This is a genomic window from Sphingobacterium sp. LRF_L2 (assembly GCF_965644235.1).
Classification (GTDB): domain Bacteria; phylum Bacteroidota; class Bacteroidia; order Sphingobacteriales; family Sphingobacteriaceae; genus Sphingobacterium.
On record NZ_CBFFRI010000002.1, the window covers coordinates 265,567 to 280,678 of the forward strand.

Genomic DNA, 15,112 nt, shown 5'->3' on the forward strand with positions numbered 1-15,112 from the left:
GCAAAAATAATAAATTCTACCGAAAATACCTTCATCTGCGTGTAAATTAATCACTCTGTATGAGGTAGTTAAGAAAAGAGTTTTAGTTGCTTTTTACTAGCAAAAATTATTCCAAACCTTTTCCCGTTTTAGAATTAAACGAACAAAAAATGAATTTGTTTTTTATGACCTGAAAAATATTGACGTTGTAACATGTTTATTATTAAAAGGTTTCGTGAACTGGTTGTTTTTAATTTTTGATATTCGATAAAACAAATGTATAATATTATTGTTACTATTAAGGTGGTTTACTATTAAAAATCTATCAATTATGGCTATTAGAATTCATTTAGATAATATTATGTCTAAGAAAAAGGTTTCCTTAAATGAACTCAGTCAAAAAGTGGGAATAACCTTGTCTAACCTTTCGATCATCAAGAACGAGAAATCGAAAGCTATACGTTTAAGTACCCTGGAAGCGTTATGCAAAGCATTAAACTGCCAGCCAGGGGATATTATTGAATATGTGGACGAAAAGGAAAATTGAATATGTTAATCGAAGCGATATCCACGGAGAAACTCTTGTATATCCATTCTTCGCTTGCCTTCTATCTGTATAGATTTCAGTAAGAGAGTGCCATCTTGCGTTGAAAAACTTATATAATTCTTTCCATCGGTATCGAATGTTCCAGGGGGCGTTGCGGATTTTGTGCCTTTCTCTGTTTCAAATATTTTAAGAACTTTACCGTTCATTAGGGTAAACGCAGTCGGGTAGGGGCTCAATCCACGTATTTTATTATACACTTGATCTGTTGATTGATTCCAGTCAATTTGGCAGTCTTCTTTGAATATTTTTGGTGCCATTTTTACGGCGCTGGCAGTTAATTCCTCTTGTGGTATTGGAATCGCCGTATTATTTCGAAGCGCAGCAACAGTTTCTAGTAGTACTTCTGCTCCGGCATACATTAATTTGTCATGTAATATGCCAGCTGTATCCGAGAGACCTATAGCAACTTCTTTTGCAAAGAGGATGGCACCAGTATCAATTTCGTGCTGTAAAAGAAAAGTTGTCACGCCCGAACGGGTTTCACCATTTATAATTGCATGATTGATAGGGGCGGCTCCTCTGTATTGTGGCAAAAGTGAAGCATGTACATTTATTGTGCCTTTTACTGGCATATTCCAGACAACTTCTGGTAGCATGCGAAAAGCAACAACCACTTGCAGGTCCGCCTTGTAGGCAGAAAGTTGCTCTACGAACTGAGGGGCACGGAGTTTTTCGGGTTGTAGTACAGGAATATTTTTAGAAACTGCGTATTTTTTAACAGGAGACTCGTGCAGTTTTTGTCCTCGTCCAGCTGGTTTATCTGGTGTTGTAACTACTGCAACAACATCCTCTCCAGCGTTTAAAAGAGCTTCTAATGATGCCACTGCAAAATCTGGGGTTCCCATAAATATTATACGCATATTTTGTTATTTTTTTCTAAGTTATTTTTCTACAATATCGCCAAGTGACAAAATTTGTTACCTTTGCGAAGGTACAAATTAATTTTCAGCTTGAATTTCCCTTATTTCCTTGCGAAGCGGATTATATTTGAAGGGCATCGAACATTTTCGAAGCTTATTATACGTGTAACCATTGGAGCGTTGGCTTTAGCTATATCGGCAATTATTCTGTCAGTAGCCATCTTAAAAGGGTTTAAGACAGAAATTATCGAAAAGCAACGTGGTTTTTTTGGTGATATCGTTATCACGAAAAATGATCTAAACGCATCTTACGAAAATACACCGATAGCCCTTTCGGAAAGTGAACTTAAAGCGATAAAACAAACGAAAGGAATTACTGAAATTACCCCCTTCGCAACTAAGGCCGGAATAATGAACGTGAAAGGGGAAACCGAAGGGGTACTCCTGAAAGGTGTAGATAAAACATATAATCAGAAGTATTTACAGCGTAATATTGTTAAGGGAGATACACTTGATTTTTCAGCTGAACCGAATACCCAATTAATTATCTCTGAATTCCTTGCAAATCGATTAGGACTGGATATCGGTGATAAACTCGTCATGTATTTTGTGCAGCAACCGATTCGGAAGCGTCCTTTTACTATTAAAGGAATATATACAACACACTCGGAGGAATTGGATAAGACCTATGTTATCGGTTCATTAGATCTCATAAGAAGATTAAATGACCTTGATGATAACGAAGTAGGGGCTTATCAACTACGTATATCATCTTTTGAAGATTTGGATAAAATGACTGATGATGTTCGGGAAATATTGCCAATTGAGCTTGATGCTACCAATATCGTTGAACAGCTGCCTGATATTTTTAATTGGCTTAATATGCTCGATATGAACGATAATGTCATTTTCGTGTTGATGGTGCTCGTTGCTGTGATTAATATGGTGTCTTCTCTGTTGATTAGTATATTGGAACGATCATCCATGATTGGAATATTAAAAGCTTTAGGGTACACCAATTCGGGAATTCGTCGGGTTTTTCTATACGGATCACTTTATCTTATTGGAATTGGTCTCGTTGTAGGCAATGCAATCGCCATCGCACTCTATTTATTCCAGACACAAACACATTTCTTTGTTCTTGATCCCTCAACTTATTATATAGAATATGTTCCGCTTTCCATCTATTGGTATGAGGTTGTTTTCTTAAATATTGCTGTAGCTTTGATAGGGTTACTAGCGTTATTTGTTCCTGCAATGCTTATCAGCCGTATATCGCCAATAAAAACGATACAGTTTAAGTAAGAGCTTTGTAAGGATTGTAGAAACAAACTACAAGCCTAGCGATGTAATTAGGAAGTACTCGAAAATTTGCGTAATTTTCCATGTATTTTTTTAGCAAATCAGATCGACGTAAAACAACTGTATGGACAAATTCTTGCATCATATTTCCGAAGCATTTTCAAAACCTATAACAAACCCTGTTCTTGTTTTTACCATAATTTTGACCATTATTTTAATTTCTCCAATTATTCTAAGACCTATTAAAGTTCCTGGAATTATCGGATTAATCCTTTTTGGCTTGCTGTTTGGTCCGCATGGTTTAAATTGGTTGGCTAAGATCGATAAAGACACTTTAAGAGGAAATGGGGTGGATGCTATTGATCTTTTTTCCACAATTGGATTACTTTATATCATGTTTATCGCTGGATTGGAACTTGATATGAACGAATTTAAAAAGACTAAAAATAAAAGTATAATCTTTGGCTTTCTAACATTTATTATTCCTATAAGTATAGGATTTCCCGTTTGTTATTATTTCTTAGGTTATTCTTTATTGCCTAGTGTTTTGATAGCGAGTATGTTTGCTACCCATACACTGGTTTCCTATCCGATAATTAATAGTCATGGTATTTCCAAGAATGAAGCCGTAGCTATAACAATCGGAGGGACGATTTTAACAGATACGACGGTCTTAATTATACTTGCCATCATAACCGGAGCGGCACAGGGGGAAATTAACGAGCAATTCTGGGTGACATTAGCCCTGTCTTTTGCATTGTTTCTATTTATCATGTTTGGGGTTATTCCACGCATTGCCAAATGGTTCTTTCAAAAAATAGAAAGTGAAAAGACGGGACATTATATTTTTGTTCTTGCTGTTGTATTCTTTGCTGCTTTTCTTGCTGAAATAGCAGGGTTGGAACCAATTATTGGTGCATTTTTAGCGGGCCTCGCTTTAAATAAATTAATTCCACATTCTTCAGCCTTGATGAATAGGATCGAATTTATAGGAAATGCGATTTTTATTCCATTTTTCTTAATATCTGTTGGTATGATCGTTGATATTAGTGTGTTAACCCGAGGCCCGATGGCGCTGATTATTGCGGGCACATTGACGATTGTGGCGGTAACTGGGAAATTTTTAGCTGCGACAGCGACAAGATTACTTTTCAAGTATTCTAAAAATCAACGTAACCTTATTTTTGGTCTGAGTAATGCGCATGCTGCTGCCACTCTTGCTATTATTATGGTGGGGTATGAAAAGGAAATAATCGACGAAAACGTATTGAACGGAACCATCGTATTGATATTGATTACCTGTATTATAGCCTCTATGGTTACGGAGAATGCTTCTAAACGGATCGTCATGGAGGGACTTCAAGACGACGAGCGTATAGAACGCGTGCCCGAACATGAAGAACTGTTATTGATACCAATCGCTAATCTTGCCAATATGGAACGGATTTTAGATTTTGCGACACTGATTAAATCGAAGAAATCTCATCATCCGCTCCATATTCTAAGTGTTGTTGCTGATAATGAGCAGGCTGAACGTAATGCGATAAGTGCAAGAAAGAATTTGGATAATATGGCGAAGTATGCTTCTGGCTCTGAAACTGAGGTCGAGCTTATCACAACATTGGATTATAACATTGCAAGTGGTATTGGACGCACGTCGAAAGAGTTATTTGCAGATTGTTTAATATTGGGGTGGCCAAGCGCTACTTCTTTCGTTGAGAAGATTGTAGGTGAGAAGACAGAAAGTATATTGAATCGTACAGATGCAAGCTTATTTATGTGTCGACTAAATGCTCCCTTTTTATCCCATAAATCTATTTTAATTTTTGTACCACCTTTAGCAGAGTCAGAAATGGGGTTTGAGTACTGGATGGAGAAGATCGTAAAATTGGGAAGAGAATTATCCTTGCCATTGGTATTTATCAGCAATGCGCGTACGGAAGTGGCTATTCAGGGTGTTCTAGAACTTGTACAATCCAGTGTACCTTACTCTTTTAGAAACTATGATGATTGGGATAATATCTTCGGATTGGCAACTTTCAGCAATGCAGATGCTTTATTGGTCTTTGTTTCTTCGCGCTATGGAGAGGTTTCTTATCGCGATTCTTTTGACGGTTTGGCGAAAAGAGTCGGGCGGTATTTTCAACAACAAAATGTTATACTAATTTTTCCGAGTAGACGAGAAAATCAACATATAGACGATTATGAGGATGTGCAGACGGCTCCAATATTTCGAAAAATCAGTCGTGAGATAGGCAACATGTTTAATAAAGATAGATAATTTTTATATGGATATAACGATGCTGCCTAGCTTCATACGGTATTCTACAATTCTTTCAGATGATGACCGTAGAATACTTAGTCAAGTCGAGAGTCTTCCACAAGAAGATGAAATAGACGAAATTAGAACTCTTCCCGAAGTGAGAGAACTCTTGCAATCGTTCATTGGTGACGAAAATACACGTAATACCCATCTTCAACTAAAAGCCAAAGAACTCGTAGCTTTAGGTGAAGTGGATATGGCATGGAAAGTCTTGTTACTTTAAGCAACCATTGGCTTCTTTTTATTTTTTATCGGTAGATTCTCGAGCAAGTAGAATAGGATCTAATATGACGGGTTCTATTTCCGTATCGTGAAGAGGGTTGCGTTCGATAATTTTTAAAAACATCTTAGCACATTCTTTGCCCATTTTGATTGCCTGTTGATCAATAGTGGAAAGACTTGGAATAATGTGTTCCGAAAAATTTTGATTTGCAAACCCGATAACACCTATTGTTGGTGGGGTGATTTTATGTTCGTGTAAGGCTTTAATTATACCTAGTGCTACATAGTCGTCTCCTCCTATAATGGCATCGGGACGATCTTTCAATTTTAGCAATTGGTGTGTGCCGTCATATCCGCCATCGACAGTTAGGTCACCGAACAAAGCATAGCTTGAATTTTCTTTTATTCCAGCTTCTTGTAATGCGCGTTGATACCCCTCAAAACGTTCCCGAAAGATTTTGATTTTATGTTTGGTGGTGATGTAAGCGATTTTTTTGTAGCCCTTATCTAATAAATGTTTTGTTACAAGATAACCTGCGTACTCATCGTTCATTTTTACCACAGGACTTTGTAAGTTATCATGTGTCCGGTCAAAAATAATGAGTGGTTTGCCTTCCTCTTTTACTTTTTCGAAATGAGACACATCCTGCGTTTCTAAGGACATCGAAGCGATAATACCGTCTACTTGCGCCTCAAGCAAAGTGCTAATTCCATTTTTTTCCGATTCTAATGATTCGTTCGTCTGATAGAGGAGTATACTATATCCAAAAGCTTTCAGGTATTTTTCTAAAGCATGTATCACAGATGCAAAAAATTGAATCTGTGCACTAGGGAGCAGTATACCAATGATATATGTCTTACCCGAGGTAAGAGAAGAGGCTATTTTGTTCGGTCTGTAGTTTAGCTTTTTGGCAGTCTCTATTACGGATTCTCGTGTAGCTTCACTGATAGTGGATATATTATTTAATGCTCTTGATACCGTAGAAACGGTAATATTCAGTTCTCTTGCAATGTCGTAAATGGTAGTCTTTTTTGCCAATGTAAATCAAATTAGAAAATATATGTTGTAAATATAAAATATTATAGATAATTTTATGCAATCGGTTGCATAATAAATAACCAATTTAATATATGTTGTTATTAGGAATAGACTTAGGAACGTCTTCGATTAAAGTTTCTGTTGTGGATGCACAAACGAAGAAGCGAATTGTGGCAGTACAATACCCTGAAACGGAAGCTGAAATTCTATCGGTTCAACAAGGGTGGGCGGAACAAGATCCAGATAAATGGTGGTCTTTTACAAAGACAGCTATAAAGAAAGCGAATAGTTTTGGATTATATGATCCAAAGGATATTGTGGCAATCGGTGTTGCTTATCAAATGCATGGTCTTGTGTTGGTCGGTGCTGATAAACGCCCGTTAAGGAATGCTATTATTTGGTGTGATAGCAGAGCTGTAGAGATTGGTAAAGCAGCGATGGAAGAGTTGCAGAATACTGATTTTTTAACCACCCATTTAAACGCTCCCGGTAATTTTACAGCGTCAAAGCTAGCCTGGGTGAAGAGAAACGAGCCTGAGATCTATGCGAAGATTTTCAAATTCATGTTACCCGGCGATTACTTGGGGATGTGTCTTACTGGTGAAATCAATTCGAATGTGAGTTCAATTTCCGAGGGAATTCTTTGGAATTTCAAGGAAAATAATTTATCAAAAACGTTGTTATCTCAATATGGCATTGATTCGGCCCTAGTGCCCGATATTTTCCCCGTTTTTTCTAATTACGGAACTATCCAACGGAATATTGCTGATGAATTAGGCTTGTCTCCACAGGTTATAGTCAGTTATAAGGCCGGTGATCAGCCTAATAATGCTTTGTCATTGAATGTTTTTGAGGCTGGTGAGGTTGCAGCTACTGCTGGAACCTCAGGTGTGATTTATGCAGTCACAGATCAATTGGCCTACGATAAGCAATCTCGTGTTAATACGTTTGCCCATGTTAATCATAAACCGTCCCAGAATAATTTAGGTGTTCTTTTATGTATAAATGGAACTGGCATTCAGAATAGTTGGATAAAAAGAATGACGGCTTCAGCATATGATTACTCTCAAATAAATGAACAGGCGGCGGCTATACCAATAGGAGCAGAAGGGATTTTTGTTCTTCCTTTTGGTAATGGTGCGGAACGCATGTTAAATGATAAAATGGTTCATGCCCACATAGAAGGATTGGATTTTGTTAGACATGGTCAAGCTCATCTGTGGCGGGCTGCTCAAGAAGGTATTTCCTTTGCATTTCGTTACGGACTCGATATTTTAAAGGAAAATGGCATTTATCCTCAAGTAATAAAGGCTGGAAATGCCAATCTATTTTTAAGTTCGGTTTTTCAAGAATCTTTCGCGGGGGTAACTAATGTACCTGTCGAACTTTATGATAATGATGGTAGTGTTGGTGCAGCGTTAGGTGCAGGCTTGGGAGCAAATTTATTTTCAGAGCGTGAAGAGGCTTTTTCAGGTCTTACAAGGAAAAAAGTCATCGAACCTCTTCATTTAGAACGCTATGATGAGCTGTATGAAAATTGGAAAAAGAAGTTAGAACAAAAATTATCAAATTAAATATAATGGAAATTTTATTAGGAAATCAGGAGTATTTTAAGAACGTAGGACAGATCAAGTTTGAAGGTAAAGAGTCCGATAATCCACTTGCTTTTCGTTGGTATGATGCCTCCCGCGTGGTAGCAGGAAAAACAATGGCAGAGCATTTTAAATTTGCATGTGCATATTGGCATTCTTTTAACGGAAATGGATCTGATCCCTTCGGTGGTCCGACATTGTTTTTTCCTTGGGATAAGAAAACTGACATTTTAGATCGTGCGAAGGATAAAATGGATGCCGCATTCGAGTTCATGACGAAAATGCAGTTGCCGTATTATTGCTTTCACGATGTAGATTTGGTAGACTTTACAGACAGTGTAGTTGAAAATGAACGGAACTTACAACAAATTGTCGCTTTAGCACAGGAGAAACAGAAAGAAAGCGGAATTAAGTTATTATGGGGTACGGCCAATTTATTTAGTCATCATCGCTATATGAATGGCGCATCTACGAATCCCGATTTTCATGTGTTGGCACATGGCGGAGCTCAAGTAAAGGCAGCATTGGATGCGACAATAGCCCTAGGTGGAGAAAACTATGTTTTTTGGGGAGGTCGAGAAGGGTATATGTCATTGTTAAACACTAACATGAAGCGTGAACAGGAGCACTTAGCAAAATTCTTACATATGGCTAAAGATTACGCTCGTAAGAATGGCTTTAAAGGTACATTTTTTATAGAGCCAAAACCCTGTGAGCCAACTAAACATCAATATGATTATGATGCAGCCACTGTTATAGGCTTTTTACAAAGGTATGACTTGTTGAATGACTTTAAGTTAAATCTAGAAGTTAACCACGCAACTTTAGCAGGTCATACATTTCAACACGAGTTACAGGTTGCTGCCGATGCAGGGCTATTGGGATCGATAGATGCTAACCGCGGTGATTATCAAAATGGATGGGATACAGATCAATTTCCTAATGACCTGAATGAGTTAACAGAATCTTTATTGATTATTTTGGAAGCAGGAGGTTTGCAAGGTGGTGGCGTCAATTTTGATGCGAAAATTCGTAGAAATTCCACCGATCCTGAAGATTTGTTCCACGCGCATATTGGCGGTATGGATAATTTTGCTAGAGCATTAATAATCGCTGATAATATTTTGCAAAAATCTGATTACAAAAAGATCCGTAGTGAACGTTATGCGAGTTTTGATAGTGGCTTAGGTGCCGATTACGAAAATGGTAAATTAACATTAGAAAATCTTCGTGACTACGCTGCGGAATATGGTGAACCAGCGATGATTAGTGGTAAACAAGAATATCTTGAAAATTTGATTAACAGATTTATTTAGTTTTTGATTTCTTTTACTACCTTAGCAATTCTAATCATATAAACCACAATGAATAACATTCTATCTACCCAAGACTATTTGGTCTTTCTGGTCTACTTTGTCATCGTCGCAACTTACGGTATTTGGGTCTATAATAGGAAGAGATCCCGTGTCGTTGGAGGTGATTCTAAAGATTATTTTTTAGCAGAAGGTTCCTTAACATGGTGGGCTATTGGAGCCTCTTTGATAGCCTCCAATATTTCGGCAGAACAATTTATAGGAATGAGCGGCTCCGGATTTAAGATGGGCCTAGCCATTGCTACTTACGAATGGATGGCTGCCATTACTTTGATTATCGTTGCTGTGTTTTTTATACCGGTGTATTTAAAGAATAAGATCTTTACAATGCCTCAGTTTTTAAATAAACGTTACAATGGTACTGTTGCAATGATTATGGCCGTCTTTTGGTTGATGCTATATGTTGTAGTCAATCTAACTTCTATTTTATACCTTGGAGCACTTGCAGTAAGTAGTATATCGGGTTTTAGTTTGGAACTTTGTATGTATGCTATTGCCGTGTTTGCTGTTATTATCACCTTGGGCGGTATGAAAGTGATTGGTTATACGGATGTTATTCAGGTTTTCTTTTTGATTTTAGGTGGTCTTGCAACGACCTATTTAGCGTTAGATTTAGTTTCTCAACATTATGGCGGTGAAGGGGTCCTTAAAGGCTATGGCATCATGGTTGATAAGGCATCTGAACATTTTCATATGATTTTGAAAACAGACAATGAGAATTATTTAGATTTACCTGGACTTTCTGTTTTATTGGGAGGGATGTGGATTGTCAATCTGAACTATTGGGGATGTAATCAGTATATTACACAGCGTGCTTTGGGAGCTGATTTGAAGACCGCTCGAAATGGGTTATTATTCGCTGCTTTTTTAAAACTTCTAATGCCTATCATTGTAGTATTACCTGGAATTGCGGCTTACGTGCTTTGGAAAGATGGCCTTTTTCAAACTGAAATGTTGCAAGGAGGTGAAGTGAATCCAGATAGGGCTTATCCCGTATTATTGAATCTTCTTCCTTCTGGTTTAAAGGGGTTGTCTTTTGCAGCTTTAACTGCTGCTGTAGTAGCTTCTTTGGCAGGAAAAGCGAATAGTATAGCGACTATTTTTTCGTTGGATATCTATCAAAAAGTATTTAATAAGTCCGCGAGTGAAAAACAGTTGGTGAATACAGGTAAATTAACAATCATTGTGTCTATGATTCTTGCTGTTCTTATTGCACCACATTTAGGTATAGATAAGAAAGGTGGTTTTCAATACATACAAGAATACACTGGATTTGTTTCTCCAGGAATATTTTCAATGTTTATCCTTGGTTTCTTTTGGAAGAAAACAACTTCGAATGCGGCTCTTTTTGCAACCGTTGGTGGTTTTTTACTGTCTGTTCTTTTCAAATTTTTACCAAACATAATTGACCTATCTTTTTTAAGTTCAACGGGATTCTCCGTGTTGAATCCTACGAGTGGTGTTTTTGAAATTCCATTCCTTGATCGCATGGGATTCGTATTTATCATTTGTATCATCGGTATGTACGTTATAAGTAAAATCGAAAATACAAGAGGTGTGGTGCCAAATGGACTGGATGTTGATACGAAGATGTTTAAAGCCCACCCTGGCTTTGTGCTGGGTGCGTTGTTGGTTGCAATAGCAACAGCGGTTTTATATGCGGTTTATTGGTAGTAATTGAGTATACAAAATAGGAAAAAGGAGTTTGTAATAAGCAAACTCCTTTTTATGTTCTATATGTTTTAATTAACCAATTTTAACCGAGGTCATCGAAAGCGCACCTGCAACTGGACTATCATTAAATAAGAAGATTTCGTCTTTTTCATTCTGTAGGGCTAAACTATAAATCAAAGGAAGATAATGTTCTGGTGTGGGGATGGCTAGATCGAAAGCATGTCCTTGGTTTCTAAAGTCTATTAAAGCTTGATGGTTCTGTTGTAGAATAAATGATTTCATTTTTTCATTGGCTTCTATCGCCCAATCAAATCCGTATATAGCATTCAAATGTTGCCAAGAGACCATACGAAGATTATGAACCATGTTGCCACTTCCGATAATCAAAACGCCGCGGTGCCTTAACGTTGCTAATTCTTTTGCGAGATTATAATGGTAACTTGGAGGTTGAGTATAATCAATACTCATCTGGATCACGGGGACGTCCGCGTCTGGATATAGGTGTTTAACAACAGACCAGGCACCGTGGTCTAACCCCCATTTATCATCTAGGTGTACTTCTGTATGGGTTACTATTTTTTGTGTAGCTTTCGCTAAATCGGGACTCCCTGGAGCTGGATACTGAACGTCAAATAAAGCTTGAGGAAAACCGCCGAAATCATGTATGGTCTGTGGTTGTTCCATCGCAGTGACAAAAGTACCGCGTGTTTCCCAATGTGCAGAAATGACCAAAATTGCTACAGGTTTCTCTATTTCATCTCCAACTTGGCGAAAACCTTCTACAAATTGATTTTCTTCTATAGCATTCATCGGACTTCCATGCCCCAAAAAGAGAACAGGCATTTTCGCCGTTAATCTGGTGTTATCTAGAAACCTGTTTAATGTGCTTAATTTTACAGCCGCTCCAGCTAATGGTAATACAGAAGCGACTTGAATAAAGTCTTTTCTTGTCATTGTATATTCCTTTTTTATACAAAAATCGGAACTAATTTGATGATGACGTTATGATAAATCGGAAAAAAAATAGGCTATTTAGGAAATTAAACCCCGCATTTCATCTCTAAATTCGCTTGCAGTCTGTCCTGCTTTCTTTTTGAATGTTTGTGAGAAATGAGCTTTATCTCGATAACCTAATTCGTAACCAATATCAGCTATAGGGCGTTCTGTTCTTATCAACAAATTTTTTGCTTCTATCATTTTTCGGGTTTCTATAATTTCAGAAACGGATTGCTGCATAATATTTTGACATATGAGGTTTAGATTTCGTGCACTCATGAAAAGTTTTTCCGCATAGAAAACAACTCCTTCTGGTCTCCGGAAATTCTCCTCCAATATAGATAAGAAGTTACGGAAGGTAACATTTTGTGTAGTGACTAAAGAGTCTATTTCTGGATGTTGTTTTTTACGTTCTGATTCGATCATTGTAAAAAGTGTGCTAAGTAGATTTTTGACAACAGCTAAATCGGGGTGAGATTGTTTCATTTCGGCATACATTAACTCGCAGAGGATAAGAAGGCGATCAAAGCAGGGCGTACGTTGAAAACTTATATTTGCATTTTCATGGTAACTCCCGTAGAGGCTAAAGGTCGTTTCCGGAATAAACTCACTCTTGAATCGAATCACCCAAAATTCGCATTCTCCATTTTGAGATAAGGGTTCTATACGATGCATTTTTCCTTTGGAGACAAATACGACAAATGGAGCGTCATAAAATGCAGAGCGGTAGTCTATAAAATGTTGCACGCGACCAGTTACACCGATAATCAGTTCCTCAAAATCGTGATGATGAATTTCATTTTTTGATGTAGAAATACGCTCAGCTTCCGCTAAATCGATCTGATATATCTTAAATAACTCGGTCATTGTTATTGTTTTGCAATGATGCCAATGCCTGGACGGTCTGGGAGTACGCACATACCATTCTTGACATGCATCCCATCGAAGATATCATTTCCTATTAACAAAGCACCGTCGAGATCAGCCCAATCTACCAAAGGAGCAAGTTGAGCAGCCGCGGAAATGGCACAAGAAGTTTCGGTCATACAACCCAACATGACTTTCATATTTAAAGCCCGGGCCAATTCAGCCATCTTTTTAGCCTCGCGCATCCCCGTGCATTTCATAAGTTTGATGTTTATGCCGCTGTAAGCACCCTGTAGCGATAAAATGTCGTTATAGCGTTGGCATCCTTCATCTGCAATGGTCGGAATAGGAGAACGTTCCGTTAGCCAGGCCATGTCATCTATCTGTTCCTTCGGCATAGGCTGTTCCAAGAAAACTACATTCTTTTCTGCTAACCAATGCGTCATTTCTAATGCTTCTTCTTTGTTTTTCCATCCCTGATTCACATCCGCACAAAGTGGCACGTCGGTTACCGATCGAATAGTATCTATAATCATTTTGTCGGTGTCTAGTCCCAGTTTTACCTTGAGTATTTTAAATGCTTCGGCTTCTTTCACCTTTTTATGGATCATCTCCTTTGTATCTATACCTATAGTATAAGACGTCGGAGGGATGTTATTGGGATTTAACCCCCAAATTTTAAAAAAAGGTTGTCCCATGAGTTTACCTAATAAATCATGAAGAGCAATATCAATAGCCGCTTTTGCCGCAGTATTTTTTAATGCTATGGCGTCTATATAGGAAAGTATCTCTTCGGTTTGAAAAGGAGAGTCAAACAAGGAAAGGTCGACCTTATTTAGAAAGGCAATTACCGATTCCTGTGTTTCACCGAGATAAGGGGGCATGCTTGCTTCTCCGTATCCTGTTATGCCGTCAAAAGTTAGCTGTATAAGTACAACAGGAGTGGTTGTTCGACTGAATGAGGCTACAGTAAATACATGACGCATCTCTAGTGTAAATGGACGGTAGCTTAATGTAAATTTTCCCATGGTTTTAGTTGACCAACTCATTGTGTATTCTTTAATTGATGTAATAATCGCTCTTGGCAATAGGCTGAATAGCAGAATCGTTAACCTTTAAATAACGGCGTGCTGCTACAACAGTCCGTGTCTGGAAATCATCATAGTTTGCACTGTCTTTTAACATACTATTAATACGTACCGTTCCTGCAGCATGTATAAAAATGCCATTTCCGATGTAGAGCGCCACGTGTGTCACGCGCGCAGGATTATTCTTATTTTTGCCAGCTGCAAAAAATAGTAAATCGGCGGGCTGTAGATTATTTAATGCTTTCTCCGGAGAAAAATTCCCATCTGCATCCAGAATATCTACCGGCAGTCCAAATTGAACCTGCTGTGACGCGTCTCGAGGAATAATGTAACCATTCATAAAATAAGACGTTTTGGTAAAGCCACTGCAGTCAACTCCTTTTACAGATGTTCCTCCCCAAAGATAAGGAAGTCCCAACATGGTTTTGGCACTCGCTATAATATTTTCGGCAGAAGGCTCTCTGCTGGTTAACCAATTGTCGAAAAGTATTGCTTCATCTTTAGCGAGATAAGCAACCCGATTATCTGGGTACGATACTCGATAAAAGTCTTTTTCCTCGCTTTCTAACTTCAAGATGTTCCCATATACCAAATCAGATATACGTTGGCTTTTGAGATTCGGCTGTGAGTAAGAACGACCGAACTCTGCCGTATATATAACTCTCTTCGCTGTTTTCCAGTTTATAATTTGTAAATCTGTGAGAGGTACAATGGATGAAGTAGGTACCCAAGCTATATATCCTTCGGGAGTACGAACACGATAGTTTCCATCTTCTTGCTGCAAGATATCGACTTGGTTGCCCAAGAGTAACTGTGTCGCCATTTCAGCTGCGTGTGATGGCTTTGTGCGCAAGTTAGCTACCGATAGATTGACAAGCCCCTTTGTAAAAGTAGCAGAGGTATCTGGCAGAGTGTTTACAATAAAGGAACCATTTAGAGAAAGAAGTGATTTTTCCAGATTTGTTTTAATGGTTTGTGAGGTTGTGCGTATACGGTAAATATTATGCAGGACATCTGCACTTGACAATTCGAGTACCTCATTCCGTTTATCTATAACGAATTCTATGCGTTTTTCTTCTAAGATCTCCTGTAATTTAAAATACAAGCTGGAATCGGTTTGTGCTAGTGTGATGAGATGATAACCCCAAAAAAGGAATAAACATGCAACTCTCCAATAAAAAAAATTCATT

13 protein-coding genes are annotated in these 15,112 nt (G+C 38.0%); 7 read left to right on the forward strand and 6 right to left on the reverse strand.

The genetic code is table 11. The annotated features are described in order from the left end of the window. Positions 1–310 precede the first annotated feature (310 nt). Positions 311–526: a helix-turn-helix domain-containing protein gene (locus ACSZOX_RS04450; RefSeq protein WP_437918606.1), complete on the forward strand. Its 216-nt coding sequence runs from the start codon at positions 311–313 to the stop codon at positions 524–526. Positions 527–531: 5 nt separating this feature from the next. On the opposite strand, the gene fmt is transcribed toward ACSZOX_RS04450, so the two are convergent. Next, positions 532–1,446 (reverse strand): methionyl-tRNA formyltransferase, encoded by a 915-nt coding sequence (gene fmt, locus ACSZOX_RS04455; RefSeq protein ID WP_437918607.1) that lies wholly within the window; start codon positions 1,444–1,446, stop codon positions 532–534. A gap of 90 nt (positions 1,447–1,536) precedes the next feature. Between fmt and ACSZOX_RS04460 the strand changes: the two genes are divergently transcribed. The 3 genes from ACSZOX_RS04460 (at position 1,537) to ACSZOX_RS04470 (ending at position 5,294) form a co-directional block, all read left to right on the forward strand. Beyond that, the gene (locus ACSZOX_RS04460) at positions 1,537–2,751 is read left to right on the forward strand and encodes an ABC transporter permease (protein ID WP_437918608.1); all 1,215 of its coding nucleotides are present in this window, start codon (positions 1,537–1,539) and stop codon (positions 2,749–2,751) included. A 121-nt stretch (positions 2,752–2,872) separates the two neighbouring features. Further along, the gene (locus ACSZOX_RS04465) at positions 2,873–5,029 is read left to right on the forward strand and encodes a cation:proton antiporter domain-containing protein (protein WP_437918609.1); all 2,157 of its coding nucleotides are present in this window, start codon (positions 2,873–2,875) and stop codon (positions 5,027–5,029) included. Between the two features lie 7 nt (positions 5,030–5,036). Next, positions 5,037–5,294 carry a hypothetical protein gene (locus ACSZOX_RS04470; RefSeq protein ID WP_437918610.1) on the forward strand — a complete coding sequence of 86 codons (258 nt, stop codon included), beginning with the start codon at positions 5,037–5,039 and terminating at the stop codon, positions 5,292–5,294. A gap of 18 nt (positions 5,295–5,312) precedes the next feature. Here ACSZOX_RS04470 and ACSZOX_RS04475 read toward each other — a convergent pair whose 3' ends face one another. Continuing rightward, a complete protein-coding gene (locus ACSZOX_RS04475; RefSeq protein WP_437918611.1) occupies positions 5,313–6,332 on the reverse strand; it encodes a LacI family DNA-binding transcriptional regulator in 1,020 nt (339 codons plus the stop codon). Positions 6,333–6,424: 92 nt separating this feature from the next. On the opposite strand from ACSZOX_RS04475, the gene ACSZOX_RS04480 reads away from it, so the two are divergent. The 3 genes from ACSZOX_RS04480 to ACSZOX_RS04490 are packed head-to-tail and all read left to right on the forward strand — an operon-like array spanning position 6,425 to position 10,971. Next, entirely contained in the window at positions 6,425–7,906 is a 1,482-nt protein-coding gene (locus ACSZOX_RS04480; protein ID WP_437918612.1) for a xylulokinase, read from the forward strand. Between the two features lie 5 nt (positions 7,907–7,911). Then, the gene (xylA, locus tag ACSZOX_RS04485; protein ID WP_437918613.1) at positions 7,912–9,240 is read left to right on the forward strand and encodes a xylose isomerase; all 1,329 of its coding nucleotides are present in this window, start codon (positions 7,912–7,914) and stop codon (positions 9,238–9,240) included. Between the two features lie 48 nt (positions 9,241–9,288). Further along, on the forward strand, positions 9,289–10,971 hold the full coding sequence (locus ACSZOX_RS04490) for a sodium/sugar symporter (protein WP_437918614.1): 1,683 nt from the start codon (positions 9,289–9,291) through the stop codon (positions 10,969–10,971). Between the two features lie 72 nt (positions 10,972–11,043). Here ACSZOX_RS04490 and ygiD read toward each other — a convergent pair whose 3' ends face one another. The 4 genes from ygiD to ACSZOX_RS04510 form a co-directional block, all read right to left on the reverse strand. Continuing rightward, the gene (ygiD, locus tag ACSZOX_RS04495) at positions 11,044–11,925 is read right to left on the reverse strand and encodes a 4,5-DOPA dioxygenase extradiol (RefSeq protein WP_437918615.1); all 882 of its coding nucleotides are present in this window, start codon (positions 11,923–11,925) and stop codon (positions 11,044–11,046) included. A gap of 78 nt (positions 11,926–12,003) precedes the next feature. Beyond that, positions 12,004–12,834, reverse strand: a complete 831-nt coding sequence (locus ACSZOX_RS04500; protein WP_437918616.1) for a helix-turn-helix transcriptional regulator — start codon at positions 12,832–12,834, stop codon at positions 12,004–12,006. Positions 12,835–12,836: 2 nt separating this feature from the next. After that, entirely contained in the window at positions 12,837–13,883 is a 1,047-nt protein-coding gene (locus ACSZOX_RS04505) for a dipeptide epimerase (protein WP_437918617.1), read from the reverse strand. Between the two features lie 10 nt (positions 13,884–13,893). Next, positions 13,894–15,111, reverse strand: coding sequence for an NlpC/P60 family protein (locus tag ACSZOX_RS04510; protein ID WP_437918618.1), 1,218 nt, complete (start codon positions 15,109–15,111; stop codon positions 13,894–13,896). Between the last annotated feature and the right edge of the window lies 1 nt (position 15,112).

Bases quoted from the DNA above. Each gene is read 5' to 3' on its own strand.
- ACSZOX_RS04450 (WP_437918606.1), top strand. From the start codon at position 311: ATGGCTATTAGAATTCATTTAGATAATATTATGTCTAAGAAAAAGGTT.
- fmt (WP_437918607.1), bottom strand. From the start codon at position 1,446: ATGCGTATAATATTTATGGGAACCCCAGATTTTGCAGTGGCATCATTA.
- ACSZOX_RS04465 (WP_437918609.1), top strand. From the start codon at position 2,873: ATGGACAAATTCTTGCATCATATTTCCGAAGCATTTTCAAAACCTATA.
- ACSZOX_RS04470 (WP_437918610.1), top strand. From the start codon at position 5,037: ATGGATATAACGATGCTGCCTAGCTTCATACGGTATTCTACAATTCTT.
- ACSZOX_RS04480 (WP_437918612.1), top strand. From the start codon at position 6,425: ATGTTGTTATTAGGAATAGACTTAGGAACGTCTTCGATTAAAGTTTCT.
- xylA (WP_437918613.1), top strand. From the start codon at position 7,912: ATGGAAATTTTATTAGGAAATCAGGAGTATTTTAAGAACGTAGGACAG.
- ACSZOX_RS04490 (WP_437918614.1), top strand. From the start codon at position 9,289: ATGAATAACATTCTATCTACCCAAGACTATTTGGTCTTTCTGGTCTAC.
- ygiD (WP_437918615.1), bottom strand. From the start codon at position 11,925: ATGACAAGAAAAGACTTTATTCAAGTCGCTTCTGTATTACCATTAGCT.
- ACSZOX_RS04500 (WP_437918616.1), bottom strand. From the start codon at position 12,834: ATGACCGAGTTATTTAAGATATATCAGATCGATTTAGCGGAAGCTGAG.
- ACSZOX_RS04505 (WP_437918617.1), bottom strand. From the start codon at position 13,883: ATGAGTTGGTCAACTAAAACCATGGGAAAATTTACATTAAGCTACCGT.
- ACSZOX_RS04510 (WP_437918618.1), bottom strand. From the start codon at position 15,111: ATGAATTTTTTTTATTGGAGAGTTGCATGTTTATTCCTTTTTTGGGGT.